We start from the raw sequence: 23578 nt of genomic DNA, 5'->3' as shown, positions 1-23578 counted from the left end.
TTATTGAGTCATAGAAGCATCAAGCGCTTGGTTCAATGCCAGCATGTTGACCACAGGCTCGCCAAGAACTCCAAGCTCCCGCGGCTCGATGGCCGCGTCGACGAGCGACTTGACCTTGGCCTCATCCATGCCCCGCGCTTTGGCGACGCGCGGGATCTGGAAGTAGGCATCGTCAGGCGAGATGTCCGGGTCAAGACCACTGCCCGATGTGGTGACCATATCGATCGGAACGGGCATATTCGGGTTCTGCGCCTGCAACGTCGCGACATCGCCCTTGATGCGGGTGATCAGGCTCGAATTGGTCGGACCAAGATTGGAGCCCGCGGAATTGGCCGCATTATAGGGTGCGGATACCGTTTTGGTTGCATCATTCGGGTCTGCGGCAGTTGTCGCCGAGGGGCGGCCGTGGAAATAGCGGTCGGAGGTGAAATTCTGGCCGATGAGCGTCGAGCCGATCACCTTACCGTCCTTTTCCACCAGGCTGCCATTTGCCTGATGAGGGAAGAGCGCCTGGGCAGCGCCAGTCATGGCGATCGGATAAAGGAGTCCGGTGACGGCGGTGGTGACGACGATCATGACGATGGCCGGTCTGATTTGTTTGAGCATGACAAGAACTCCTTAGGCGAGGCCCATGGCGGTAACCGCCATGTCGATGGCCTTGATGCCGATGAAAGGAACGATGATGCCGCCGAGGCCGTAGATCAAAAGGTTGCGGCTGAGCAGGGCGCCCGCACCGATCGGGCGATAGCGAACGCCCTTCAGCGACAGCGGGATCAAGGCGATGATGATCAGCGCATTGAAGATGATCGCCGACAGAATGGCGCTTTGCGGCGTCGCCAGCCCCATGACGTTCAGCATCTTCAGTTGCGGGTAGAAGGCGATGAACATCGCAGGGATAATGGCGAAGTATTTGGCGATGTCGTTGGCGATCGAGAAGGTCGTCAGCGCACCGCGGGTCATCAGCAACTGCTTGCCGATCTCCACGATTTCGATGAGCTTCGTCGGGTCGCTGTCGAGGTCGACCATGTTGCCGGCCTCGCGGGCGGCGACCGTGCCGGTATTCATGGCGACGCCGACATCGGCCTGGGCAAGCGCTGGGGCATCATTGGTGCCGTCGCCGCACATGGCGACTAGCTTGCCCTTCGACTGCTCCTCGCGCATCAGCGCCAGCTTCATTTCCGGCGTTGCCTGGGCGAGGAAGTCGTCCACGCCGGCTTCGGCGGCAATGGCGGCGGCCGTCAGCGGATTGTCGCCGGTGATCATGACGGTGCGGATGCCCATGCGGCGCAGTTCCGCAAAGCGCTCGCGGATGCCGCCCTTAACGATGTCCTTGAGCTGGATGACGCCGAGCAGGCGGCCGTCGCGGGCAACCGCAAGCGGCGTGCCGCCGGCCTTGGAGATTTCGTCCGATATCGTCTGCAGGTCGCGGATCGTCTCGCTGCTGGTGCGCGACATGACGGTCGCACCCGCGTCGGAGGCTGGAGCTGCGCTGCCGTTGACATAGGCCAGCACTGCATCCACCGCGCCCTTGCGGATGGAAGAGCCTTCAAGATCGACGCCGCTCATGCGCGTCTGCGCGGTGAAGGGCACGAAAGTGGCCTTCAGGCTGGTCATGTCGCGGCCACGGATCGCATATTTCTCCTTGGCAAGCACGACGATCGAGCGTCCCTCTGGCGTCTCGTCGGCAAGCGAAGCGAGCTGCGCAGCATCGGCAAGATCCTGCTCCGTGACACCCCTGACCGGGCGGAAGGAGGTAGCCTGGCGGTTGCCGAGTGTAATCGTGCCGGTCTTATCGAGCAGCAGCGTGTCGACGTCGCCTGCGGCCTCGACGGCGCGGCCGGACATGGCGAGCACGTTGAAGCGCACCAGACGGTCCATGCCGGCAATGCCGATCGCCGAGAGCAACGCGCCGATCGTGGTCGGGATCAGCGTTACGAACAGTGCGACGAGAACCACTGTCGGGATCGAGCCGCCGGCATAGGCTGCAAAGCTCGGGATCGTCACCGTGGCCAGCACGAAGATCAGCGTCATTCCGGCAAGCAGGATGTTKAGGGCGATCTCGTTCGGCGTTTTCTGACGTTCCGCACCTTCGACAAGCGCGATCATGCGGTCGATGAAGGTCGAGCCGGCGGCCGCCGTGATGCGGACGCGGATTTCATCCGACAGCACCTGCGTGCCGCCGGTGACGGCGGAGCGGTCGCCGCCGGATTCGCGGATGACCGGGGCCGATTCACCGGTGATTGCCGCTTCGTTGACCGAAGCGACGCCCTCGATCACTTCACCATCGGAAGGGATGATGTCGCCGGCTTCGACCAGCACGACATCGCCGACCTTCAGGCTGGTGCCAGGCACCATCTTGTAATCGGTCCGGCTGTTGCCGGTCAGAAGCTTGGCCTGGGTTTCGGTGCGCGATTTGCGCAGCGACTCGGCCTGCGCCTTGCCGCGACCTTCCGCGACGGCTTCGGCGAAATTGGCAAACAGCACGGTAAACCAGAGCCAGATGTTGATCTGGAGGGAGAAACCGAGATTGCCGCCACTGGTCAAAAGATCGCGCAGGAAGAGGACGGTGGTGAGCATCGATACGACGGCCACCACGAACATGACGGGGTTCTTGGCAAGGGTCCGTGGGTTCAGCTTCTTGAAAGCGGCGCCCACGGCCGGGACGAGGATGCGAGAATCCAAAATACTCGCGGATTTTAACTGGCTCATAAGAGACTCCAGCGTGAAGAGGGAACGGCGGATCGGGATCGCCCGATCAACCCAGTAAAAATCTGAAGACGACAAGGCCGAGGATCAGTGCGACCATCGCAACCAGGATGGCGTCGGAAGCGCAGGCCATCCGGGCCGGGCCACGCCCCCCGGTCAAAGGGGCGTGGATCGATGGGCTTTCGAAGCCTGATGAGTTTGGGCTGCGACATCACATGCCATCTCCTTAGAAGGCCTGGCCGCTGATCATCGCCAGATGTTCGACAATCGGGCCAAGGGCAAGCGCCGGGAAGAAGGTCAGCCCGCCGACAATCAGGATCGTACCGACCAGCAGACCGACGAACAGCGGCCCGTCCGTGGGGAAGGTGCCGGCTGAGGCCGGGACCGTCTTCTTGGCGATCAGCGAGCCGGCGATGGCGAGCGCCGGAATGATGACCAGGAAGCGGCCGATCAGCATGACGATGCCAAGCGTGATGTTGTACCAGGGCGTGTTGCCGGAAAGACCGCCGAAGGCCGAGCCGTTATTGGCGGCTGCCGAGCTGTAGGCATAGAGGATTTCCGAAAAGCCGTGCGGACCGGGATTACCGATGGAGGCGACGGCGGTCGGCAGAACGGAGGCAATCGCGGTGAAGATCAACATGCCGGCGGGCAGGCAAAGCACGGCGAGCATCGCCATCTTCACTTCCTTGGCTTCGATCTTCTTACCGAGATATTCCGGCGTGCGTCCGACCATCAGGCCGGCCACGAAGATGGCGATGATGACGAACATCAGGATGCCGTAGAAACCGGCGCCGACGCCACCGACGATGACTTCGCCGAGCTGCAGGTTGATCAAGGGGATCATGCCGCCGATCGCCGTGAAGCTGTCATGCATGGCATTGACCGCGCCGCAGGACGCCGCGGTGGTTATGACCGCGAACAGCGACGACAGCGTGATGCCGAAGCGGACTTCCTTGCCTTCCATATTGCCGCCCTGGACGCCGAGCGCATGCACCAGCGGATTGCCGGCAGCTTCAGCCCAATAGGTGACGATGACGCCGGCGATKAACAGCACGCCCATCGCGCCGAGGATGGCCCAGCCCTGGCGCTGGTTGCCGACCATGCGTCCGAAGACGTTGGTGAGTGCCGCGCCGATCGCCAAGATCGCCAGCATCTGGATGAGGTTGGAGATTGCATCCGGATTTTCGAAGGGGTGGGCGGAGTTGGCATTGAAGAAGCCGCCGCCATTGGTGCCGAGCATCTTGATCGCAAGCTGCGAAGCGACCGGACCGACGGCGATCGTCTGCTGCGCGCMTTCCAGCGTCGTGGCATTGACATAGGAGCCAAGCGTTTGCGGCACGCCGAGATAGACGAAGACTAGCGTCATGACGATGCAGGCGGGAAGCAGGATGTAGAGCGTTGCCCTGGTCAGATCGACCCAGAAATTGCCGATCGCCTTGCCGGACGCGCGCGAGAAGGCGCGGATGAGCGCAATGGCGATTGCAATACCGGTTGCCGCGGAGACGAAGTTCTGGACGGTGAGGCCGGCCATCTGCACGAGATAGGACATCGTGCTTTCGCCGCCGTAGTTCTGCCAGTTCGTGTTGGTTACGAAACTGGTGGCGGTGTTGAACGAAAGTTCGGGGCCGATCGCGGCCATGCCGGCGGGGTTATAGGGCAGGCTCGCCTGAAATCGCTGCAGGAAATACAAGACAAAAAAACCGGCGAGGTTGAACAGCAACATGGAGATCGAATAGGTCGTCCAGTGCTGCTCCTCGCGTTCATCCGTTCCCGCAATTCGATAAAGCCCCCGTTCCAAGGGACCGAGGACATAAGAGAGGATCGTGCGCTCGCCAGTGAAGACACGCGTCATATAACCGCCGAGCGGTTTGACGAGCAGAAGGAGGATCCCGATATAGATCAGGATCTGAAGCCATCCATTGAAGGTCATGGTGGTAACTTTCCCTACCCGGCGCTATGGGATTAGAAGCGCTCAGGGCGAATGAGAGCGTAGATGAGATAGGCGGTGAGAAAGAGGGTTACGCCGCCACCGAGAATGTAATCCAGGAGCATTGGTGTCTCTCCGACTAAAGGCTATCGCAGGCTTTGGTGTAAGCGATGCACAGGATGAAAAATAAAACACCGATCCCGATAAGAAGAATGTCCATCATCGATCGTTGATCCTTAATTGTTCTTGTTGAACGCCAAAATAGATTGACGGCATCCTCGAAGAAGGCGCCCTCGTTTCTCCTTGGCGAGGAGATCATCTTGCGGATATCTCGGAGATCAATATGCGGCCGAACAGCATTAAGGTTCGAGACGGCGGGAGGGAGAAAGATATAAAAATCTTATAAATGCCGACCGGAGCGATTGGAGCGAAACTCCAGTAGGACACCGGGCCCAACGACCAAGTATAAAGCCCGTCAGCGACTTCCGGCACTCTGGCGACGGCCGGCGCCGCAACATTCATTGAACTTTTTGCCTGACCCGCAGGGACATGGATCGCCGCTGCGACGTTGCAATCGACCGACCAAAGGAAGCAGGACAACCGAAGGCAACAACCTCGCCGTAACGGCGACCAGTTTGGCCGAGATGCCGGGCACGACGAGACGGCGGCCGGATTTGAACCCGCGCCACGCGCGTTCGGCCACATAAGCCGAATCCAGCTTTGGCAGGATCTTGAATAGCGTCACCCGGCCGGCACCTGATTTTTCGAGGAACTCCGTGGACACCGGGCCTGGAGCGACGCATGTGACAGTCACCCCGGTGGCGCGCAGCTCCTGATGAAGCGCTTCCGAAAAGGAACGCACGAAGCTTTTGCTGGCATAATACAACGCCATATTCGGCCCCGGAAGGAAGCCGGCTATGGAGCCGAGATTGATCACGCCGCCGCGGCGCCGCGCCGCCATTTCCGGCAAAAAGCGAAGGGTCAGATCGGTGAGGGCGCGTATATTGAGATCAACGATCCCGAGCTGATCTCCGACAGGAAGAATGGTCGCCGCGCCGCGCAAGCCATATCCGGCACTGTTGATGAGGATGTCACAGACCAAACCGTTTTCGGACAAGAAATCACCGAGACGCGTCGATGCATCGGATGCTACGATATCCAACTCCAGTGTGTGCGCCTCGCCGCCGGCCTCCCGCACGTCAGTCGCGGCCGCTGCCAGACCTTCCGACGACCGCGCAACCAGTACGACGACAGCTTTTTCGCGGGCAACGATTTTGGCCATTGCCCGCCCGATGCCACGCGACGCACCGACGACGACGACCGCAAAACGAGCTTCTTCCTGAAGGCTCATCTCGCGGTTCCCAAGGCGGCCGCGCTGGGCACGACTTGACTCTGAGCAAGGCTTTTCACTTCAAAGGCAACGTCGTTGTTCAATATCTCTTCGAACCGCTCCAAGGCTCGCGCCACATTGGCTCCATCCATCACTCTGTGGTCGTAGTGGATGCGCACGGTAACCGCTCCGTTGTTGCTGATCGTGCCGTAGTTCAACAGCGTCGTCAGCGGCGTAAGCGGGTTGAGAGACTCTGCTCCGAGGCCCGAATAGACCGACAGTTGAAAAGTGCCAAAAAAGCGCGGCCTTTGTCTGCCGATGTTCAACCCCAACCACATCATTAGCCATCTAAGGGGGCCCGGCAGGCGTGCAAACTTCAGCATCCGCCGGAATTCCTTTACCTCGAGAACCGGGCGTGAGCGAGCCGCCATGGTGAGCGCTTCGAGCTCGACGATGGATCTCTTCTCGGGGCGCTTTATGAGGCTGAGCAAGACAACCCTCTCACCCTCATATTCGCGCTCGTGGGCAATTGAGGCCACGCTTTCCGGGTATTCATAAAGCTGCGCTCTGGGCAATTTGACGTAGGCGCGCCGCAGTTCTGGAATCTCGCTCGCGAGAAGCGCGTATCCCTTCAGGAAAAGGACGGTCCAGGACGGCCTCATTGCCTGCGTCTGCGTCGTCCTGGCGTCCAGCAGGGGGCCAATATTCATCTGCCGTTGCACGGTAACACGCGGCACACCGATCGAGAATCTCATCAAATCTCCGACAAGACGCCGTGATGCCGATAACTTGACGGTTCGCCCTCGCATAGTGCCACCTCTAATAGAGATAAGGGATAATTCGCTTCGTGCGATCCATATAGGCGCGGTACTCGGGGCCGAAATATTCCGACATCATACGCTCTTCCTTGTCTACACGCAGGAAATAAAGGACGGCAAAGCCCAACAAACCTGCCAATCCGACAACCCAATTCGATAGCAAAAAGGCTTGTCCAAGCCCCATGAGCAGGAAAGACGTGTACATGGGGTGGCGGACGAGGGCGTATGGGCCGCTGCTAACGAGCTGGTGCTTTTCGCGAATTTCCAGCGTTATCGACCAGTTCTTGCCGAGTTCCTTGTGGGTCCTTCGGAAAAGCCACATTGCCGCCAAGTACAAAATCGTCCCGACGACGATTGTCCATGCGTGGGCAGGATAATCGGCCATCCGGGGAATGCCTGTCGCGACGTAGATTCCGGGCACAACCGCAAGGCCCAGAAGAGCCGCAGCAAGCCCGATTCTCTCAATGTGTGAGCGTTGATCGCGGACAACCCGCAAGCGCTTGGCACGCCGCGCGAAAGGATATCGAATAACGTACCAGGCGACGACCCCGAGCACCCAGATGACTTCGCCGGCCCCAGATGCCGATACGATCAAATTGTTCACCCAAACCCTTCTGCGATTTGTGATMCTGCAACGCGCGGCGATATGACCACGCTCGCCCCTCAGCTTTCATCGACAATTTAGCGGAAGAATCGAATAGTACCAGAGTCGCGCGCCAACGCCGTGCAATAACGCCTCAAGCAGCATTTATCTCTCGGAGTTCAGTAATGAACTGTTGCGGCCTCAGCCAGATACCGGGGACCTTATATCCCATGTGTTTTGCGATGTTTCCCACCCAGGCGTTGCAGTTGTCGACAGTTGCTTGCCACAGATGGGAAGAGGCCTGCTGCTTGCGTATGAAGGCAACAACATCAGCGTATTCGGCATCGCTGAGCATGACTCGCCAGCTAGCCGACCTGTACTGTTCCTCCAGGTCACCGTCGGTTGCTCCGGTCGTGGCCGGCACTGGCACGAAATGGCCCAAGACGTAAGGCCCAGCATCTGGCGAGGCCGGCGCAAGGCCCGCGACTTCAGGATCGATCATCTTTCCATTTTCGTCGGCGCGTCCAAAGACCACGTAGGTATGGCCATAGGTGAGCGCATAACGCGAACGAAATTCGATAAAGTGACCAGCTTTGTTTTGAGCGGAGGTTGTTGCCGGGCCGTGGCGGTTGGAAGTGAACCGGGGTTGGGGGCTTTTGTCTTCCGTCTGGCACGACGCCGTCGCCATCGCCAGCAGGATTGCAACCGAAAGGCCACCCATTCCACGCATCATCTGCACGCTCCATTAGATAACGCTAACAAGCCGACGGCTCGAAGTTAGCGATCAATTCTTCGCCATGGTGATTGAAAGCAGGATCATCTGACAGGTAGGGAGGGGGGCCTAGTGCGGCCCCCCATTTATCGAAGATTAGGCTTACTTGTAGACTGCCGCTGCCGGCGGAGGGGCCTTGCCCTTTCCTTTGCCAATCGATCCGCAAGCGCTCAGATTGGCAACGGCCAAAACAGAGATGATTACCATTAGAATTCTGATCATCAAGAAGTCCTCTCTCCTCAGGATTGCATAAGATTCATCTAAGCAACGAATCAAATAGTAGTCACAACTAACATATTAGCCTAGTGCAGAAAAAACACACTTGTGACGGATTATCTGCGCTTTTTCGAACATTCGTAAGTTGACCATGATCAAACTGTCGAGTTCGATGAGCGAACACTCGATCAGATGACCAACACCCGCGTCCCCACCGGGGCGCGGCTATAGAGGTCAACAATGTTTGAGTTTGTCAGACGGATGCATCCGTTCGATACGGCATGACCTATCGACCAGGGGGCGTTTGTTCCATGCAGGCGGAACATGGTGTCATGTCCGTCCTGGTAGAGGTAAAGGGCGGCCGCGCCCAGCGGATTGAGCGGTCCGCCCGGCACACCATCCGCATATTGCATTAGGCGAGGCTTACGTTGCATCATGTCATCGGTGGGCTTCCAGGATGGCCACTCCGCCTTACGTCCGACGGTGGCTTCGCCTTTGAAGCTCAACCCTTCTTGGCCAACAGCGACGCCATAGCGCGTTGCCCGGCCACCTTGCTCGACGAAGTAGAGATAGCGCTCCGACGTATTGACAACAATCGTTCCCGGCGGTTCGCCTCCGTCATAGGCTACCTCTTGCCGCCGAAGGTTAGGATTTTCATCTGGATCCCTCCCAAAGACGTTATACCCAAGTGGTGGCCCATCCTCCGACCCCGACACGCATCCAGAAATCATTAAACTCAAACTACCGAGCACCAGCCCCCGGCGCGTAACGCGGCTTTCTTCCATTTCCACCTGCCCAGTAAAGATCAGCCCTGCGCTCGTGTTTAACATCGCTACGCTTTCAAGGCTATAATACATTAGCTGATTCTGATTGAGTTTGAAAAACATCGAAAACTGAGAGCTGTATCTGATATTATGTTGAGTGCGTGGCCTGGTACAAACGTGGGGCATGTACCAGGCAGTCGGATCGGGGAGGGGTTCGGGAATCGGCAGCGGCTTCCGGCCGCAGCAAAATGTGTGGTTGTGTATTGCCGATGAAACCACTTGCATCAACCATCGGCCTCTGCTCGATTAGCAGAAACTAAAAAGGGGGAACTATGAAGCTTGGCCTCGACGGAAAAATCGCGGTTGTCACGGGAGCGGCCTCTGGGATCGGCGCCGCGATTTCCCTTCAACTCGCGAGCGAGGGAGCTACGGTTGTTGTCGCAGATATTGATGCTGATGGAGCGCGTCGCGTCGCCGGCGAGATCTGCGGTCAAGGGGGCAAGGCCAGTGCTTTCGCAGTCGATGTTTCTGATGCAGAAGCCGTAAAGAGGTTGGTCGACTTCGCCGTGCAAACCCATGGTGGTCTGCATTTGGCGGTGAACAATGCGGGACTCGACGGTGTGCGAAAGGCAACCGCGGACTACCCGGTCGACCAGTGGCGGAAGTTGATGAGCGTCAATCTGGACGGCGCCTTCTATTGCATGAAATACGAGATCGCCGCCATGCTGTCGGGCGGCGGCGGCGCTATCGTCAACGTATCTTCCATTCTCGGTTCGGTTGCATTGCCCTTTGCATCGGCATACACGGCAGCCAAACATGGCGTTGTCGGACTGACGAAGGCTGCCGCAATCGAATATGCAAGAATGGGCATCCGAATCAATGCTGTCGGCCCTGGTTGGATCCAAACACCGCTTTTGTCAGAGCATTTGGAAGCAACGAGCAGCCGACGTATGGAAGCACTCCAGCCCATGGGCAGGCGCGGAAACCCTGAGGAAGTGGCAGCTCTCGTATGTTTTCTTCTGTCCGAACAGGCAAGCTTCATCACCGGGAGCTGCCATCTGGTGGACGGAGCTTACACAGCCCACTGAACAACACGGTCCCGCATAAGGTTAAAGCTGCATAAGGTGGAATCGGCACGCGCTTTCCTGGCCGGATTGGTGCCGGATCAATCATTCGTGCGAAGCGCCGAACGCCCATTGGTAAGGTCATTTATGAGTTGTGCGACGGTTTGGACAGCCTTTTGAGGCAACTGGATCGTCGCATCGCAGCCGTCGTCGCTGAAGTCTTGTTCGACAATACGAACCTGATCGAGGGAGGCGAGGCGTGCCTTGACCAGGGCCAAATCGCCAAACTGAATTTTCACCTGTGCGGCGATCATTGGAGTGAAAGCAGTTAACCTCGCTGCTCTCAGGCAGGCTGCGGCGGTACCGCCATATGCTCGCACGAGACCTCCCGTTCCGAGCAGTACGCCGCCGAACCACCTTGAAACGACCACAAGCACACAATCGACGGATTGGCCGTCGATTGCCGCCAATATCGGCTTCCCGGCCGTGCCGCTCGGCTCACCATCGTCCGAGAAACGATAGACTTGTCCGATGCGCCAAGCCCAACAATTGTGATTGGCGCCTGTCGCTGTAGCGATGATTTGAAGAGCGAGCTTCGCCGTCTCCTCACTATCGACAGGAATTGCAACCGCGCGAAACGTGCTCTTCTTGATGACCTGTTCGAAACTGCACTGTTCTTCAAGGCGAAACATCTTGATCCCACGCGATATAAGGTGCCGCGTTCGCTGCAAATCGCAGGAACCATGTGCAGCAACCGTAGTTTCTCCATAAATGATGGAGCCGAAAATGTATCGCGATTTAAACGGGTTCTATGAAAGAGGAGGGAGCCCTCGGGAGCCCCAGAAGAGGCCTCCGCGATTGACTGCAGGTCAGCAGAAATTGCTGATGTGGGCGCTTGGAATTGAGCTCCTGCTCCTATTCCTAGCACCAATTGGCGGCGTCTCTATTGTCAGCGCGTTACTGTACATCGCACGATAATGGTTGGCGCCAGGTCGCGCGCCCGGAGCCGATGGCTAGAAAGGGGCACGCTCGTCGTTCCCACCCGGCCCATGGCAGCGGGCTATCATGCTATCGCAGAGGGTCACCACCACTTTCAGCGCCGACTCACCTTTCCGATATGCTCCCAGCGAGGCAGCACCCGCATTGGCAAAAAAAGACTTCACCACCATCCACAATCGACCCCACGATCGTCCTATGAGGCTCAACCGCTGCTTTGGCAACATCGTAGTCATCGGAGGGCTCGGCGTACGAAGCCTGACTGGAAGACGTGACCAGCGGATCACGGGTCTCGCATTCCGGGAGGCACGATTCAAAAGTGTGCGTCGCAGTGTGCCGTTTCGAGGTTGCCTTTGGTCGGCTATACGGATCCGACAGCATTCCGCAAGGTCTTTGGCCGGTTGACGGGCGCGAGGCCAAACGTCTATCGCGGCGATGCGCGACTGTGACCGCAGCGGAATGTCATGCCCTGTGGTCATCGACGGGGGGCCAGCTTTCCTAACGACAGATCGCGCCAGTGCGGGCGGGCACTGACGCGATAGATCAGAACGGGTGTAGCGCTTAGAAGCCGAAATCGCTCAGCGACGGATAATCGTCCGGCCGCCGGCCGAGCGGCCAATGGAATTTGCGGTCCGGCTCAGCGATTGGCATCTCGTTGATGCTGGCGTGGCGATGCGACATCAGTCCGTCTTCGGCAAAAAGCCAGTTTTCGTTGCCGTAGGCGCGAAACCACTGCCCACCGTCGTCGCAATATTCGTAGGCATAGCGCACGGCGATGCGATTGTCCGTAAAGGCCCACAATTCCTTGATGAGCCGATATTCGTGTTCCTTGTTCCACTTGCGGGTCAGGAAGGCCTGAGCTTCTTCCCGATTGGTGGCGAATTCGACGCGGTTACGCCAGCGCGTATCGAGCGTGTAGGCCAGAGCGACCTTCGCCGCATCGCGCGTGTTCCAGCCATCTTCGGCCAAGCGGACCTTTTCGATGGCAGTCTCGCGGGTGAACGGGGGGAGAGGGGGACGTGTCATGGCTTTTCCTTTCGTGATTTGAGTGGTTTCGGCAAGCGCTGAGCCCGCAAGGGCCACAGCGGGGAGGGCGGCAATGAAAGTGCGGCGGTTCATACGAGTCTGCCTGTCAAACAATCGATCCGTACCGATTGGTACAGAAGGGGTGGGTTGGGGCGTATGGCTTCGAGAATTTGAAGGGTAGCCCAGACGCTCTAAGGCGCCGGGCTGCCTCATAGCGCGGTCAAAACGGCTTGGTCGGAAGGTACTTGCCGTCCAGCGTGATCACAGCGCGCGAACCGCCTTCCGGATCTTCAACCTTCTCGATGTTCAGCTTGAAGTTGATGGCGCTGATGATGCCATCGCCGAATTTTTCGTGGACCAGGGCCTTCAGCGTGGTCCCATAGACCTGCACGATTTCGTAGAAGCGGTAGATGGTCGGATCGGTCGGCAGACCGTTCCCGATGCTGCCGCGGACCGGAACTGTCTGCAGCAGGGCGATGGCGTCGTCGTCAAGGTCGAGTTTCTTGCCCACGGCTTTGGCGGCGTCCGCCGGAAGCGGGTGCTGGCCGAGCAGGGCGGCGGTGACGAAGGCCTCCGACAGACCGGTGCCCTTAGTGATCTGGGCGTAGGTCAGGTCTTTCTTGAGCTTTGATGCGAGGATGACTTCCGTCAGGTCCTGGCGAGTGGTCTCTGTGGCTTGTGACTGTAGCATTGGTATTCTCTCCTTGGTTGGGATGCAGGGTTCAGGCAACGCGCCTGGCTTGGTATTTGATGGCCTGGACGTCGGGATTGTCCGCAAGGGGAACGAAGGCGCCCCTGCTGCCATCGAAAGCTTCGATAAGGCCGCTCGCGATGTCGTAAATCCAGCCGTGCAGAGTCACGCGTCCCTCTTCGAGGGCCAACCGCACCGACGGGTGGGTCTGGATATTGGCGAGCTGCGCGATGACGTTCTCGCGCACCATAGATGCGACCTTGGAAGGCTGGTCCTGGTGCTGACGGGCTTCGTTCACGACCCGAGCGGAGTCTGCATAGCGCAACCAACTGGCCACGGCGGGCATGTGGTCGAGGCACTTGCACGTCGCGATGGCGGTCATCGCGCCGCAGTCGGAGTGGCCGCAGATCACGATGTCGGAGACCTGCAACGCCGCGACGGCGTATTCGACCGAGGCGGAAATGCCACCCGGCTCGGGGCCGTAGGACGGGACGATGTTGCCTGCGTTTCGGATGACGAAGAGGTCGCCCGGCTCGCGCTGGGTAACCAGTTCAGGCACCAGGCGGCTGTCCGAGCAGGAAATGAACAGAGCCCGCGGGTTCTGCTGATTTGCCAGATCCTTGAACAGCTTAACCCGTTCAGGAAAGGCCTCCCTCTGGAACTTCAGAAATCCGTCAATAATGTCTTTCATCGCTGCAATCTCCGTTTCTCGATCTGTTGAGATGAAGGCTAGGGAAGGCGTGGCATAATGTAAAAGTCTCGTTTATTATGAGGTGGATTAGATAATCTTATAGGTTTTGACATGCTCGCCCGACAGGTTCGTTATTTTCTCGCAGTGGCGGAGCATCAGAGCTTCACACGGGCCGCAGACGCCCTGCACGTCTCCCAGCCGGCGCTTTCGCAGCAAGTCAGGTTGATGGAGGAAAGCCTCGGCGTGCAATTGTTCGACCGATCGGGGCGTACGACCCGATTGACGGATTCCGGGGAGGTCTATCTGCAATACGTGCGCCGCGCATCGCAGGAGTTCCGGGAAGCCAAGCGCGCCATCCACGATGTGAACGACCTCAGCCGTGGTGCGCTGCGCGTTGCAGTGACACCGACCTTCACGACCTACCTGGTCGGACCCCTCGTTGAGGCGTTCTACAGTCGCTATCCGAATATCTCCCTCAACGTGCGGGAGATTTCCCAGGAGCATATGGAGGAATTGCTTCTCGCTGATGAGATCGATGTCGGGATCGCGTTTTCCGGCACCCTGACACCAGACCTCGATCTGTACCCCCTGTTGGTGGAAACCCTCGCGCTGGTCGTCAGAACCGGGCATCCTCTGGCAGGTGAAATGTCGATAGGGCTTGAGGCCCTGAGCACCGAGTCATTGGTGCTACTCAGCGCGGAGTTCGCCACGCGCGAACAGATCGATCGCTTCTGCCGTCAGCACAGCATTCAGCCGCATGTGCGGATAGAGGCCAACTCCATCAGCGCGGTGATTGAAATCGTCCGTAGGACGCGGCTCTCGACACTCCTGCCTGCAAAGATCGCGTTCGCACATCAGGATCTGGTCGCTATTGCACTCGATCCGGTGCGCTTGCAGCGCACGGCCGTTCTGATGCAGCGTAAAGATGCATACAGAAGCGCGGCGGCGCGGGTCTTTATCGAGCTTGCGAAGGAGGTAGCTTCTGAATTAGGCGGATCATTGATTTGATCTACTTATGCGGAATTGGGTAGCCACTGCACTACAGGCCAAAGCCAGTGCCGCAGCCGCGCGAACGCAGGTCGCAGCGGATCCCACCGGGCCATCGTCGACCAAGAGAACCCCAAGCTATCGGACGTAAGTGATGCGTCTCTAGCTGGCGTATCGGATCCGAATATGACTTTGTTGGCAAGACTGCGCTGATCGGGGGCGTGCCGCGGCAATCCGGAGAGAGACGCCAATCCTACCGAAGGAGGCCGTCGCGCCCGAACTCGTCCCATCCACTTAACCTGGTCGCGGCTTCCTCCGCGCGTTCAGTTTGTTCGGCTTTTTCCTTTTTCTTCAGCGAACGCGTCAGCTTCGCCTGATACGCGGCCCGCCTGCGATTTTCCGCTTTCGCCGCAGCGTCTTCCTCCCTCCATTCATCCACGGCGCCGCGATCGAGCAGATCCTCAACAACTCGGGGGTCGAATACGTGAAAGGTAATTCTCCTTGCGCGCCCTTGCAACCTGACCGTTCGCGTTCCGGCGCTGGGCAGGCGACCGTCTTCAAGCCAGCGCTTCCGCTCCGATGCGGTGATCGTCAGAATATCCTCGATCTCACGAGGAATGATCGGAAGGTCTGCGATGTCGTCGAGCGCACTGGAAACGGCCAATGCCGCTGCTCTGAATGCTGTCTTCGAAGTCTCTGGCATGACGAGGATGAGCCCGCCTGCCTGCATATCCAGCGACTTCCGGACCGGAGATGGTAGCCGGGAACGGATTTCCTGCAGGATTCCCTTCACTCTGACACCGGATCCGAGGGTCGCAACCACGGGAAGCGGCCACTCCCTGATCAGTTCGGGATCGTCGCTTTCCGTCTTTTTCGTCTTCATCTTAGGCATGTCGCAGCAGATGGTGTCGAAGGGGCCGAGCGTCAACGGAACTCCGGGTGATTTCCCACGTTCTCGCAGCGAGGAGGAACCCAGATGTCTGTGCCAAACGAGCCCATTGTGCCGCCGCCATCACCGCCGCCCGTCGACACGCCTCCGCGCGATCCCGACCGCGCACCCGGCGAGGAACCGCTTCCCGATCCCGAACCCGACCAGGGCGCCTCTCCAAGCGTGCGTGCTTCTGTCCATTGCCCGACCTGGGGCCTTCTTTGTCGGGGTGTTCGTCTTCAGCAGGAGGAGAGGCATTGACCACCAATTGGCGCGACGACTTGCGGCTTAAACTCGAAGATTTCGTCGACACGTTCGTAATCAATGGCGCCAAACAGGTCGACGTCTACAACGCTATTCAGAAGGAACTCGACTTCCTTAGAGCCGCGTACGACCGCGACCCTGATCCCACCGACGATCCCGGCGACGTGGTCGAGGAACCTTCAAACGACTGGCCCGCTTCCCAAGGCTGACCACGCCTTGGTTGCATAGGGTCAGCGCGCGTAGGCCCGGAGCTGTCGGTTTAGCGCAGGGGCCTGCGGGCGCGGTAGCGATTGGCGATGTTCACGGCAGGGCCGATTTGGTCGAGCAAACTCGTCGAGACTGACGGCCACCCCTCCTGTGTGGCCATCTTTCTTGACGAACGTGGCCACGCATCCCATGATCCTATTCAGCGAATGGAGATGAAGACATGGACGCGAGGATACTCAAGAAGGTGCAGGTGGCCCGCAACGCCAACAGGCAGGACATCACCGACGGCCTCGTGGAGACGATCATCCAGATCGGAGGCGATCCGCTGACCGTCAGGAAGGCGATGGACGAGCTGAGTGCGGTGCTTGGAAGGGCCCGCAGCGGCATTCCTCAGGTCATCGGCAACATGAAGAAGGCCGACGACATGGCGGTCGTGATCTCCGTCAAGGATCTCGCCGAACTCGTCACCGCCGCGCGGCAGCAGGAAACCTTCGGAGAAGCGCTCGACGCCATCGGTTTCAAGCCGTACTCCAGCGGCCGCATCATCGTCGGTCAGGGCCGCAAGCGCGAGCGCCTGCAGCGMAGCGACAATGCGTCTGGCGCGAAGATGGCCCTCTGACGCATGTTCTTGCTCTCAACGCAGGCGCTGATGGACATCATCTGCGAAAACCCGGACGTGACCGGATGGATCCGCCCGGTTCCGGCGCAGAACATTCATGCAAGCGTTGTTTCGGTCGCCCATGTCCAGGCTGAGATCCTCGCGACCCCGCTTGAAGAAGGTCGGGAGGTGATGGATCTGGCGCTCAGAGCGTTTGTGTCCTTCGCACGCAGGAACAATGCTCTCGAGCTCTTCGATGAAGGGGCGGGGGCCGTCTTCTCCCGGATCGCCCCGCGCGATCTCCAGGTCGATGGCGACGAGGATCTGGGCGACATGTCCCGCATGGTCGTGGCCACGGCCATCGACCGCAATCTCGTCCTGATCGAAGGATCGCAGCCCTACCATGGGCAGATCGACGGTCTCCGTGTCGAGGATCCATATCGATGAAGGCAGTAAGGCGATACCGCCGAACCGGAGGCGTATCTCCCGGCGTAGCGCCGTTCCAGATCCTGTCATTTTCGGGCGGAGGCTATCGGGCACTGTTTTCCCCTATCATCCTCGAGGATCTCTCCCTTTCGATACCATGGCCTCCGAATGACTGACGCGCTCCACACCTACACCGACGGCTCCTTCGATGCCGCCTCCCGCTCCGGAGGATGGGCTTTCGTTGTTTATGAACGTGACCGCCAGTTATATGCGGATTACGGCAACGGGATTGGCACATCGAACAACACATTCGAGGTCCTCGCCGTTCTGAACGCGATGGCCTGGATCGCCGCCGAGGCTCCGGCACGGTCGGTCACGCTCTGGACGGACGCTGTCCACGTCATCGAAGGCTGCTGTCGATGGAGGGCCATTTGGCGCACCAACGGCTGGAAGCGGATCACTCCGAACCCGCACGCGCGACGACGACCGATCAACGACATGGAGATCTGGCAACAACTCGACCGCCTTCTGGATCAGCGTCCGAATGTAGTCGTGAAATGGTGCAAAGGACATTCTGGGGCTGGCGGCAACGAACTTGCCGACACCCTGGCGCGCAACACCGCGCTCGGCGGTTATCGCAATCGATTTCAAGCTTAGAAAGGAGAAAAAGCAGGAAATCGACCACGAGATCCGCGAACGTCGCCAGGAACTCTATGCCCAGGAGAAACTGGACCGCTCGGATTGGAACGAGCTGTCCCAGGAGGAGAGAGAGGCGCACGAAATGACCTTTTACACAGTTTCCACACCAATGCCTAAAACGTCATTACACGGCAAAAAGCAACAGAACGAAAACCGCTCTGCTGTTCCATAATACATATTATCTGACTTTGGACTGTAGCCGCAAAGTTAGAATGTCCTGTTTGAGCGTCGCCATATAATTTTGGACTGCGGTCACGTATTTTTGGACTGAGCACCCATAATTTTGGACTCCTGCGGAGCCCTCCTCGAAGGCTCGAAATTGCGGTTGTTCAAACCGGCGCCGACACGTCATCTCAGCAGCGGCGAATCCCAGTGGCTGGCCCGGCAACCTTTTTTGAGATCGGCGAACTTTTTTTCTGAGTAACAGAAAATGTGGTACAGCCGAGGCAATAGTCTACTCGAAATATTCTTGAGTATCGTCGGCGATTGCCGTGTATTGCGATTGCGGCCGACAGTTCAGCTTCAAAAAACTACTTCAGACAAGCTCTTCAACGGTCGGAAAAGCGACCGAAACGGGCGTGAATTTGGGTTGCTGTACCACCTGCTGTACCACATCTTCCGCATGCTGTACCACATTTTGAGCCGGCTCTGCGAGAGTGATAAACGCGTTTATTCAAGCGGTTGGCGCAGCTTGCTCAGAATAGCGGCCGCGTTTGGCGGCGTCTTTGTACCACCAGACGGGCGCGCGAAAGCAATGTGGTACATCGATCTGTACCACATTGCGCCGGTCGGACCCTAGTCAGCGATATGGCTACACGGCGAAGCTTGCGCGAGGCTTGCGTCACGCCGTCGCGAGTCCATTCCCCGCCCCCGCGGATGGCCGGATCAAATCGACAGGACCGTGAGATCGCCTGGATCGTGGAGAGACCACAGGCGGCCCTTCCGCCGAAGCTTTCCCTGGATGGTGATGGGCTGCCCTTGCCGATGGGCTTCCACGGCGACCAGATAGCGGGTTGGGTCGAGACTGATGGAGACCTTGACCATTCCCAGGTTGGGACTGTCCCAGTTCACCTGAATGACCCGGTCGGCGTCGTCGTCCATAAGGTCTGAAGGATTCCCGGCCGCATGCAGGTTTACGATCCGGCCGAAGATCGACACTTCGGCTTCGGTGTCGTCCTTTGCAAGGCGGGCCGCGGCGTCCTTTAGAATGTCGCGGTAGCGGGTCTCGATCTTGAACGGCGCAGGCAGCGGCGCCTCGGGCTCCCACTCTGGGGAAAGGACGAAGGAAAGCTCGATCCGAGGGATTCCTGTTCCTTCAATGATCCCGACTAGCTCGTTGCACATGTTGGCGTTCAGGCCATCGGGCGCAGACAGAATGGGTTCGAGATCATCTTGGGCATAGGCCGTCTTCAAGGATTCAAGGCCAACGGCAATTCGTCTGAGGGTCTTCCTGCCGAGCGGCAATTCCGGTTCCGCGAAGGGCATCAGCGTCTGGTTGTTCAACCCCACCGGAGATTCGATGGCGAGACCGAAACTGCCCTTGAATGTGTGGGCGAAGCGGCATCCGTCCGCGAATTCCTTGGCTTCCTTCACCGTGCGGCGGAACGAGCGGGCGCCGGTTATCACGGTCGTCGCCGATGCGGCGATGACGCCTTTCATGCCGTTCAAATAGGACCTTGCGGCCCTCAGTTCGATGGAGTCGTGCCTCAGATAGTCGTCCGGCACCGTGGCGAGTATCTTGTCGAAGCTCAGCGAGACGAGCATGGCGCGCAGGCCCGATTCCGTTAGCTCGTAAACCTGCCGGATGGTCTCCAGCGCCGCCGCCAGTTCGGCATGGTCTGCATCGTCGCCGGCACTCTCCGTCGAGAAGAATATGTTCACGGCAGGACGTCCGTCGTCTTCGGCGCGCACGAACCGGGTGAGCGCGCCGTCCCTGCTCGTCTGCTGCTTCCATCCCTGCCGAACGAGGTAGCGCATGATGGATTGCTTGGTCGCGTCCATGGCGTCACTCCCCGAACGCTGAGAAGGCGGCTTCGAGTCGCTTTCGATTGTCGTCGAGGATGGTCGTCAACGACGACACGTTCAGCAGGTTGCGACGAGGGAAGCTGATCTGCCGCGTCGTGTTCTCATTCTCGATCCGAGGCCCTGTCACGGTCGTGAAGTAGCAGCACTTGCGGAGAAGAAGCGAGTCTTCGGAAAATTCCATCCACTSGTCCTCGTTATCCGGKAGACACATCAAGATCAGGATCGCTGGAACGGCGCCGGGGCCGCGGCCCGCGAGCTTGTTGTACGCCTTGGACTTCATGCTCCATTGGACGTCGTCGCCGGCCACCTTCCAATCCTTCGAGCATTTTAGCTGGAAGTCGATCGTGTAGCCCGCCTTCACCAGGTTCTGCTTTCCGGTCGTGGGATCGGTCTCGACCCTCGCGATGAGGTCTAGCTGACCGTCGAATCCATAGTCGAACTCGTCCTTCATGCTGAGCCAGACCCGAGCGGCGGACGACAGTGCCTGCACGTAGGCGCGGCTCAATCCTTCCTGCGCATGGTTCTTCGTTAGCAAGATGTCCCCGTCCCGCGAAATCGTCGCCGGCATGTTGCGTCGAAATGGTTGAAACTTCGTTCCTCGAGAATCCTGGATTGCACCGCTTTCGACCCTACTGAAGGCTCCGCTCGATCAGCGACCTGATCTCGTCCGCGGTCATGGCGTTGTGTCTCCCGTTCCAGTTTTCGTTGGTATGGTTCCACATGCTCCCCTGGGAGACGATCAGCAGCTTTCCGGAAAGCAGCCGCAGGACTGTCTTGGCGTCTTCAGGGACGGGCACCTCGTTGCCATCCTCGTCATGCCGCCAGACCCCATGCTCCATCAAGCCGTAGTCGTAGTCTTCGCCGTCGATCCGCGCGATCTGCTCGGAATACTCGTCGACGGTTTCGTAGATGCCGGTCGGCTGCATCTGCCGCAGCTCAAGGAGGAAGAAGGACTCGATGGGTGCCCTCTCGATGTACTCGAACCGCAGGGCCCTTGGCGCCGTCTCCAGCAGGCCGGTCTTGCTCAGATCGAACATCAGCTTGCTGCCGTCGTCATGGACCTCGACGCCATCGAGAGGCAGGTGGCCGTTCGGCGGCAGAAACGAATAGTTTCCGGCCATGAATGGCCGAAGGACTTCCGCGCAATCGTAAGGATCCGTCCATGACCTCGACGTCGGCGGCGTCGACCCGAAGGCGGCGCGGATCGCATCGTTCCAGAGGGCGTCGAGGTGTCGCTGGTATTCCATCCGCTTTTTCTCAAACTCATCCATGTCGAATCTCCTTTTGGGCGCACGCTAGGACGAAAGGCCTTTCGTCCAAAGCGAAACCTTCAACCATCGGACGATCGCCGACGACGCAGTGGTCGATCATCATAGAAAAATCGGGCAACGCGCACTCGTCGGCATCCCTGCGGCATCGTCCCTGCCCTCCTGAAACGCCATCCGCAGCTCGTTCCAGACAGGGTTCGGCCACGCCCACTTCTCCGCGTACGGCCGCCATCCGAAGAACAGCCGCGCCTCGTCGGACATCTCATCCCGTATGGATTCGATCTCTTCGACAACCGCCGCGACCTCGCGCAGGAGCGGCAGGTTTCGCGACATCCGGTTCAGGTCGTCCTGCGCCGACGACAGGTCTTCGTCCATGTCGATGTAAGCCTGATCGAGGAACTGGAAAACCCTCGCTGCCTCGAAGCCACGCCTGTAGGCGACGTGCCGGAGATCGTCCAGGATTCGATCGGCTGCGGCCCGGTTKAACCGGGTGCGATCCCGCGTCCGGAACAGGGCGGTCTTCAGCCGCTCGAAATGGGCGGCGTCGCTCAGGCCCTTCCAGCCGGTGACCTTCGGCGGCGGGGTCGTCGTCATGGATTCAATGGTCATGCTGTTTCTCCTTTATCCGTGAAGTCGCTGTCTGATCTTCCGGCGTGTCTTCGGCGTCGGAAGGTTCGTGGTGTCGTCAGGTTTCAGGCCGTCGACGATCTGCTTGCCCGTAAGATGGCCGCCGCCGATAAGCTCGAGCCACAGGCCCTCGAGCGACGTCCGATGGGCCTCGATAATGATCTTGGCGCGACCGAGCTGCTCCTGCAGAACGGGTTCGATCCTCTCAAGAAGCGGCCCGTCGACCCTGCGGACGCTGTCGATCAGCCGCTCGTCGACGCCCGCCGGCCAGGCGTTTAGGACGCCGTTCATGCCGAGGTGGCGGTCGAGGATGATGGCAAGCCGGGTTGCCCCGTCGAGATCGGAAGCGACGCCGTCCCCGTGTTCGCCAAGGAAGACCTGCTCGGCGGCCATGCCGCCCAGATGGATAGCGATGTTGTCGAGATAGAACTGCTTGCCGCGGTTCTCGAACTCACTGGCCTCCATGACTGCTCCACCGAGGATCTGCCGCTCCACTGTTGCGGAGGCCTTGCTCTCGATGGAAACGGCCCAGATCTTCCGGGCACCGGTCGCGACGGCGACGGCGGCGTGCCCCAGCTCGTGGATCGCAAGCGCCCAGCGGAACTTCTCCGAGAGCACGACCCTGCCCGGCAGGCTCGCCATTACGTCCTCGACGGTGACCGACCGGCGATKGCGTCGGGCCACGCGACGGGCGAGCCGGACAAGCCGCGCGATGTCCGCCCCGGTAAGGCCGAAGCTGTCGTCGGCGAACTKGGAGAAGTCCGCCTCCGGCAGGTCGCMACGGAGATGGAGCCGAAGGATTCCCACGCGCGCCTCGGCATCGGGATAACCGAGCCGGATGTGATGGTCGAGGCGACCGGGACGAAGGATTGCAGGATCCATGACCGACGGATTGTTGCAGGCGCCGACGACGACCACCCCTTCTCGGCCGGCCGTGCCGTCAAGGCATTCGAGGAAACTGTTGATCACTTGCCGGACGTAACTCGCGTTGTGGCTCTGCTCGCGGTCGCGGTCCGTAAAGGAATCGACCTCGTCGATGAACAGGATTGCCGGCGCCTTCTTCCTCGCCTCCTCGAAGGAAGCAAACATCGCCTTCTGCATGTCGCCGAGATGGCCCCTCGATTGCCAGCGGGCCGCGGAGGCGACGACCAGATCGACGTCGCAGGTGTTTGCGAGCGCCCGTGCGTAGATCGTCTTTCCGACGCCGGACGGCCCGGACAGCAGCAGACCCGTGTCGACATCGCTCCACGGGATTCGGCCAGCCTTCCAATCCGCGAGATCGTCGGAGAGTTGCATGCCCCAATCCTTCGCCTCGCCGTATCCCGGCATGGACTCCAGACGATACTCGGCGTCGTCGTTGCCCGGCGCGGCAGGCCGCGGCCGCGGCTGGGGCTGCTGGTMGCGCGGACGCATGACGAGCTGGGCCAGCATGCGGCCGACGTTCCGGCCTGGACGGGCGATCGCCCGCTTCATGTCGTCGTCGAGCAGCAGGAAGATTTCCGCCTGCCGGTCGGTGATCGCAACCTTGCTGCGCCACTGGAAGACGCCCTTCATCAAGGCGATCGTCGGCGGCCGCAGTTCGACGAGCAGGTCGACCGACGCCCGGACGACGTCCGGCACCGAGGCCATGTCGGCAAACAGCAGGATCGACTTCGGGTGCCGCATCGCCTCGATGGCGAGCGCATCGACKAGGCGCGGCTTCTCCTTCGAGAAGTCGACGACATGACCGCGTTCGAAGCGACGGTTGCCGATGTAGTTGCGAGCGGCCGACTGGTAGGCCGCGGCGTCGGTACCGGGCGGCCGGACGACCGCAACGGAGTAGCGGCTGGCCCTCAGGAATGGACGGATGCCCTGCCTAAGATTGGCGTAGGCGACGTATTCGGGAAGGCCTTGGCCCTCCCTCAAGATTTTCGGGTTTCTCATGATCGTGTCCAGGATAGGTTTCTGAAGATGCATGTGCAGTCC

Annotated in this window: 28 protein-coding genes; 8 read left to right on the top strand and 20 right to left on the bottom strand. The window is 59.6% G+C overall.

Annotated features, from left to right (window positions below):
* The 10 genes from QD357_RS10635 to QD357_RS10590 form a co-directional block, all read right to left on the bottom strand.
* Nucleotides 1–606, bottom strand: coding sequence for a K(+)-transporting ATPase subunit C (locus QD357_RS10635; protein WP_414124272.1), 606 nt, complete (start codon nucleotides 604–606; stop codon nucleotides 1–3).
* A gap of 12 nt (nucleotides 607–618) precedes the next feature.
* Nucleotides 619–2709, bottom strand: coding sequence for a potassium-transporting ATPase subunit KdpB (gene kdpB / locus QD357_RS10630; protein ID WP_183938104.1), 2091 nt, complete (start codon nucleotides 2707–2709; stop codon nucleotides 619–621).
* Nucleotides 2710–2932: 223 nt separating this feature from the next.
* Entirely contained in the window at nucleotides 2933–4636 is a 1704-nt protein-coding gene (kdpA, locus tag QD357_RS10625; RefSeq protein WP_414124271.1) for a potassium-transporting ATPase subunit KdpA, read from the bottom strand.
* Nucleotides 4637–4668: 32 nt separating this feature from the next.
* Nucleotides 4669–4758, bottom strand: coding sequence for a K(+)-transporting ATPase subunit F (gene kdpF / locus QD357_RS10620; RefSeq protein WP_034509905.1), 90 nt, complete (start codon nucleotides 4756–4758; stop codon nucleotides 4669–4671).
* Nucleotides 4759–5108: 350 nt separating this feature from the next.
* On the bottom strand, nucleotides 5109–5984 hold the full coding sequence (locus tag QD357_RS10615) for an SDR family NAD(P)-dependent oxidoreductase (RefSeq protein ID WP_183938102.1): 876 nt from the start codon (nucleotides 5982–5984) through the stop codon (nucleotides 5109–5111).
* Nucleotides 5981–6772 (bottom strand): hypothetical protein, encoded by a 792-nt coding sequence (locus tag QD357_RS10610; protein WP_183938101.1) that lies wholly within the window; start codon nucleotides 6770–6772, stop codon nucleotides 5981–5983. The genes QD357_RS10615 and QD357_RS10610 overlap by 4 nt, the downstream gene beginning before the upstream one ends.
* 10 nt (nucleotides 6773–6782) lie before the next feature.
* Nucleotides 6783–7376, bottom strand: coding sequence for a protein-S-isoprenylcysteine O-methyltransferase (locus QD357_RS10605; protein ID WP_414124338.1), 594 nt, complete (start codon nucleotides 7374–7376; stop codon nucleotides 6783–6785).
* 142 nt (nucleotides 7377–7518) lie between these two features.
* Nucleotides 7519–8097, bottom strand: coding sequence for a hypothetical protein (locus tag QD357_RS10600; RefSeq protein ID WP_414124270.1), 579 nt, complete (start codon nucleotides 8095–8097; stop codon nucleotides 7519–7521).
* Nucleotides 8098–8238: 141 nt separating this feature from the next.
* Nucleotides 8239–8358, bottom strand: a complete 120-nt coding sequence (locus QD357_RS10595; RefSeq protein WP_246451204.1) for an ABC transporter — start codon at nucleotides 8356–8358, stop codon at nucleotides 8239–8241.
* 182 nt (nucleotides 8359–8540) lie between these two features.
* Nucleotides 8541–9137: a L,D-transpeptidase gene (locus tag QD357_RS10590; RefSeq protein WP_183938302.1), complete on the bottom strand. Its 597-nt coding sequence runs from the start codon at nucleotides 9135–9137 to the stop codon at nucleotides 8541–8543.
* 311 nt (nucleotides 9138–9448) lie between these two features.
* Here QD357_RS10590 and QD357_RS10585 point away from each other — a divergent pair, with 311 nt between their 5' ends.
* Complete coding sequence (locus QD357_RS10585; protein ID WP_183938099.1) at nucleotides 9449–10204, top strand: SDR family NAD(P)-dependent oxidoreductase; 756 nt, start codon at nucleotides 9449–9451, stop codon at nucleotides 10202–10204.
* 77 nt (nucleotides 10205–10281) lie between these two features.
* On the opposite strand, the gene QD357_RS10580 is transcribed toward QD357_RS10585, so the two are convergent.
* The 4 genes from QD357_RS10580 to QD357_RS10565 form a co-directional block, all read right to left on the bottom strand.
* Nucleotides 10282–10872 carry an IMPACT family protein gene (locus QD357_RS10580; RefSeq protein ID WP_183938098.1) on the bottom strand — a complete coding sequence of 197 codons (591 nt, stop codon included), beginning with the start codon at nucleotides 10870–10872 and terminating at the stop codon, nucleotides 10282–10284.
* Between the two features lie 865 nt (nucleotides 10873–11737).
* Nucleotides 11738–12202: a DUF1348 family protein gene (locus QD357_RS10575; protein ID WP_183938097.1), complete on the bottom strand. Its 465-nt coding sequence runs from the start codon at nucleotides 12200–12202 to the stop codon at nucleotides 11738–11740.
* A 220-nt stretch (nucleotides 12203–12422) separates the two neighbouring features.
* The gene (gene cynS / locus QD357_RS10570; RefSeq protein ID WP_183938096.1) at nucleotides 12423–12893 is read right to left on the bottom strand and encodes a cyanase; all 471 of its coding nucleotides are present in this window, start codon (nucleotides 12891–12893) and stop codon (nucleotides 12423–12425) included.
* 31 nt (nucleotides 12894–12924) lie between these two features.
* A complete protein-coding gene (locus QD357_RS10565; protein WP_183938095.1) occupies nucleotides 12925–13584 on the bottom strand; it encodes a carbonic anhydrase in 660 nt (219 codons plus the stop codon).
* Between the two features lie 111 nt (nucleotides 13585–13695).
* Between QD357_RS10565 and cynR the strand changes: the two genes are divergently transcribed.
* Nucleotides 13696–14592, top strand: a complete 897-nt coding sequence (cynR, locus tag QD357_RS10560) for a transcriptional regulator CynR (protein WP_183938094.1) — start codon at nucleotides 13696–13698, stop codon at nucleotides 14590–14592.
* A 232-nt stretch (nucleotides 14593–14824) separates the two neighbouring features.
* On the opposite strand, the gene QD357_RS10555 is transcribed toward cynR, so the two are convergent.
* Nucleotides 14825–15463: a hypothetical protein gene (locus QD357_RS10555; protein WP_414124337.1), complete on the bottom strand. Its 639-nt coding sequence runs from the start codon at nucleotides 15461–15463 to the stop codon at nucleotides 14825–14827.
* Between the two features lie 84 nt (nucleotides 15464–15547).
* On the opposite strand from QD357_RS10555, the gene QD357_RS10550 reads away from it, so the two are divergent.
* The 6 genes from QD357_RS10550 to QD357_RS10525 all read left to right on the top strand — a co-directional run bounded on the left by QD357_RS10550 (nucleotide 15548) and on the right by QD357_RS10525 (nucleotide 18492).
* Nucleotides 15548–15760 (top strand): hypothetical protein, encoded by a 213-nt coding sequence (locus QD357_RS10550; protein WP_183938093.1) that lies wholly within the window; start codon nucleotides 15548–15550, stop codon nucleotides 15758–15760.
* Nucleotides 15757–15972 carry a hypothetical protein gene (locus tag QD357_RS10545; protein ID WP_183938092.1) on the top strand — a complete coding sequence of 72 codons (216 nt, stop codon included), beginning with the start codon at nucleotides 15757–15759 and terminating at the stop codon, nucleotides 15970–15972. The genes QD357_RS10550 and QD357_RS10545 overlap by 4 nt, the downstream gene beginning before the upstream one ends.
* Nucleotides 15973–16190: 218 nt before the next feature.
* Nucleotides 16191–16589, top strand: a complete 399-nt coding sequence (locus QD357_RS10540; RefSeq protein WP_183938091.1) for a hypothetical protein — start codon at nucleotides 16191–16193, stop codon at nucleotides 16587–16589.
* A 3-nt stretch (nucleotides 16590–16592) separates the two neighbouring features.
* Entirely contained in the window at nucleotides 16593–17015 is a 423-nt protein-coding gene (locus tag QD357_RS10535; RefSeq protein WP_183938090.1) for a hypothetical protein, read from the top strand.
* A 147-nt stretch (nucleotides 17016–17162) separates the two neighbouring features.
* A complete protein-coding gene (locus QD357_RS10530; RefSeq protein WP_183938089.1) occupies nucleotides 17163–17651 on the top strand; it encodes a ribonuclease H family protein in 489 nt (162 codons plus the stop codon).
* A gap of 511 nt (nucleotides 17652–18162) precedes the next feature.
* Nucleotides 18163–18492: a hypothetical protein gene (locus QD357_RS10525; RefSeq protein WP_414124269.1), complete on the top strand. Its 330-nt coding sequence runs from the start codon at nucleotides 18163–18165 to the stop codon at nucleotides 18490–18492.
* A gap of 86 nt (nucleotides 18493–18578) precedes the next feature.
* Here the strand turns inward: QD357_RS10525 and QD357_RS10520 are convergent, their stop codons facing one another.
* From QD357_RS10520 to QD357_RS10500, 5 genes are all read right to left on the bottom strand, one after another.
* The gene (locus QD357_RS10520) at nucleotides 18579–19694 is read right to left on the bottom strand and encodes a hypothetical protein (protein ID WP_414124268.1); all 1116 of its coding nucleotides are present in this window, start codon (nucleotides 19692–19694) and stop codon (nucleotides 18579–18581) included.
* A gap of 4 nt (nucleotides 19695–19698) precedes the next feature.
* Nucleotides 19699–20253 (bottom strand): DUF4365 domain-containing protein, encoded by a 555-nt coding sequence (locus QD357_RS10515; protein ID WP_414124267.1) that lies wholly within the window; start codon nucleotides 20251–20253, stop codon nucleotides 19699–19701.
* Nucleotides 20254–20347: 94 nt separating this feature from the next.
* On the bottom strand, nucleotides 20348–20989 hold the full coding sequence (locus QD357_RS10510; protein ID WP_414124266.1) for a hypothetical protein: 642 nt from the start codon (nucleotides 20987–20989) through the stop codon (nucleotides 20348–20350).
* 99 nt (nucleotides 20990–21088) lie between these two features.
* Nucleotides 21089–21595: a hypothetical protein gene (locus QD357_RS10505; RefSeq protein ID WP_414124265.1), complete on the bottom strand. Its 507-nt coding sequence runs from the start codon at nucleotides 21593–21595 to the stop codon at nucleotides 21089–21091.
* A 12-nt stretch (nucleotides 21596–21607) separates the two neighbouring features.
* Nucleotides 21608–23536: an AAA family ATPase gene (locus tag QD357_RS10500; RefSeq protein ID WP_414124264.1), complete on the bottom strand. Its 1929-nt coding sequence runs from the start codon at nucleotides 23534–23536 to the stop codon at nucleotides 21608–21610.
* Nucleotides 23537–23578: the final 42 nt, after the last annotated feature.

The sequence above is a fragment of the Rhizobium sp. BR 317 genome (assembly GCF_047445835.1).
Classification (GTDB): Bacteria; Pseudomonadota; Alphaproteobacteria; order Rhizobiales; family Rhizobiaceae; genus Rhizobium; species Rhizobium paranaense.
The sequence above is the reverse complement of the archived record's forward strand: the minus strand, read 5'-3'. Positions and strand labels throughout refer to the sequence as shown.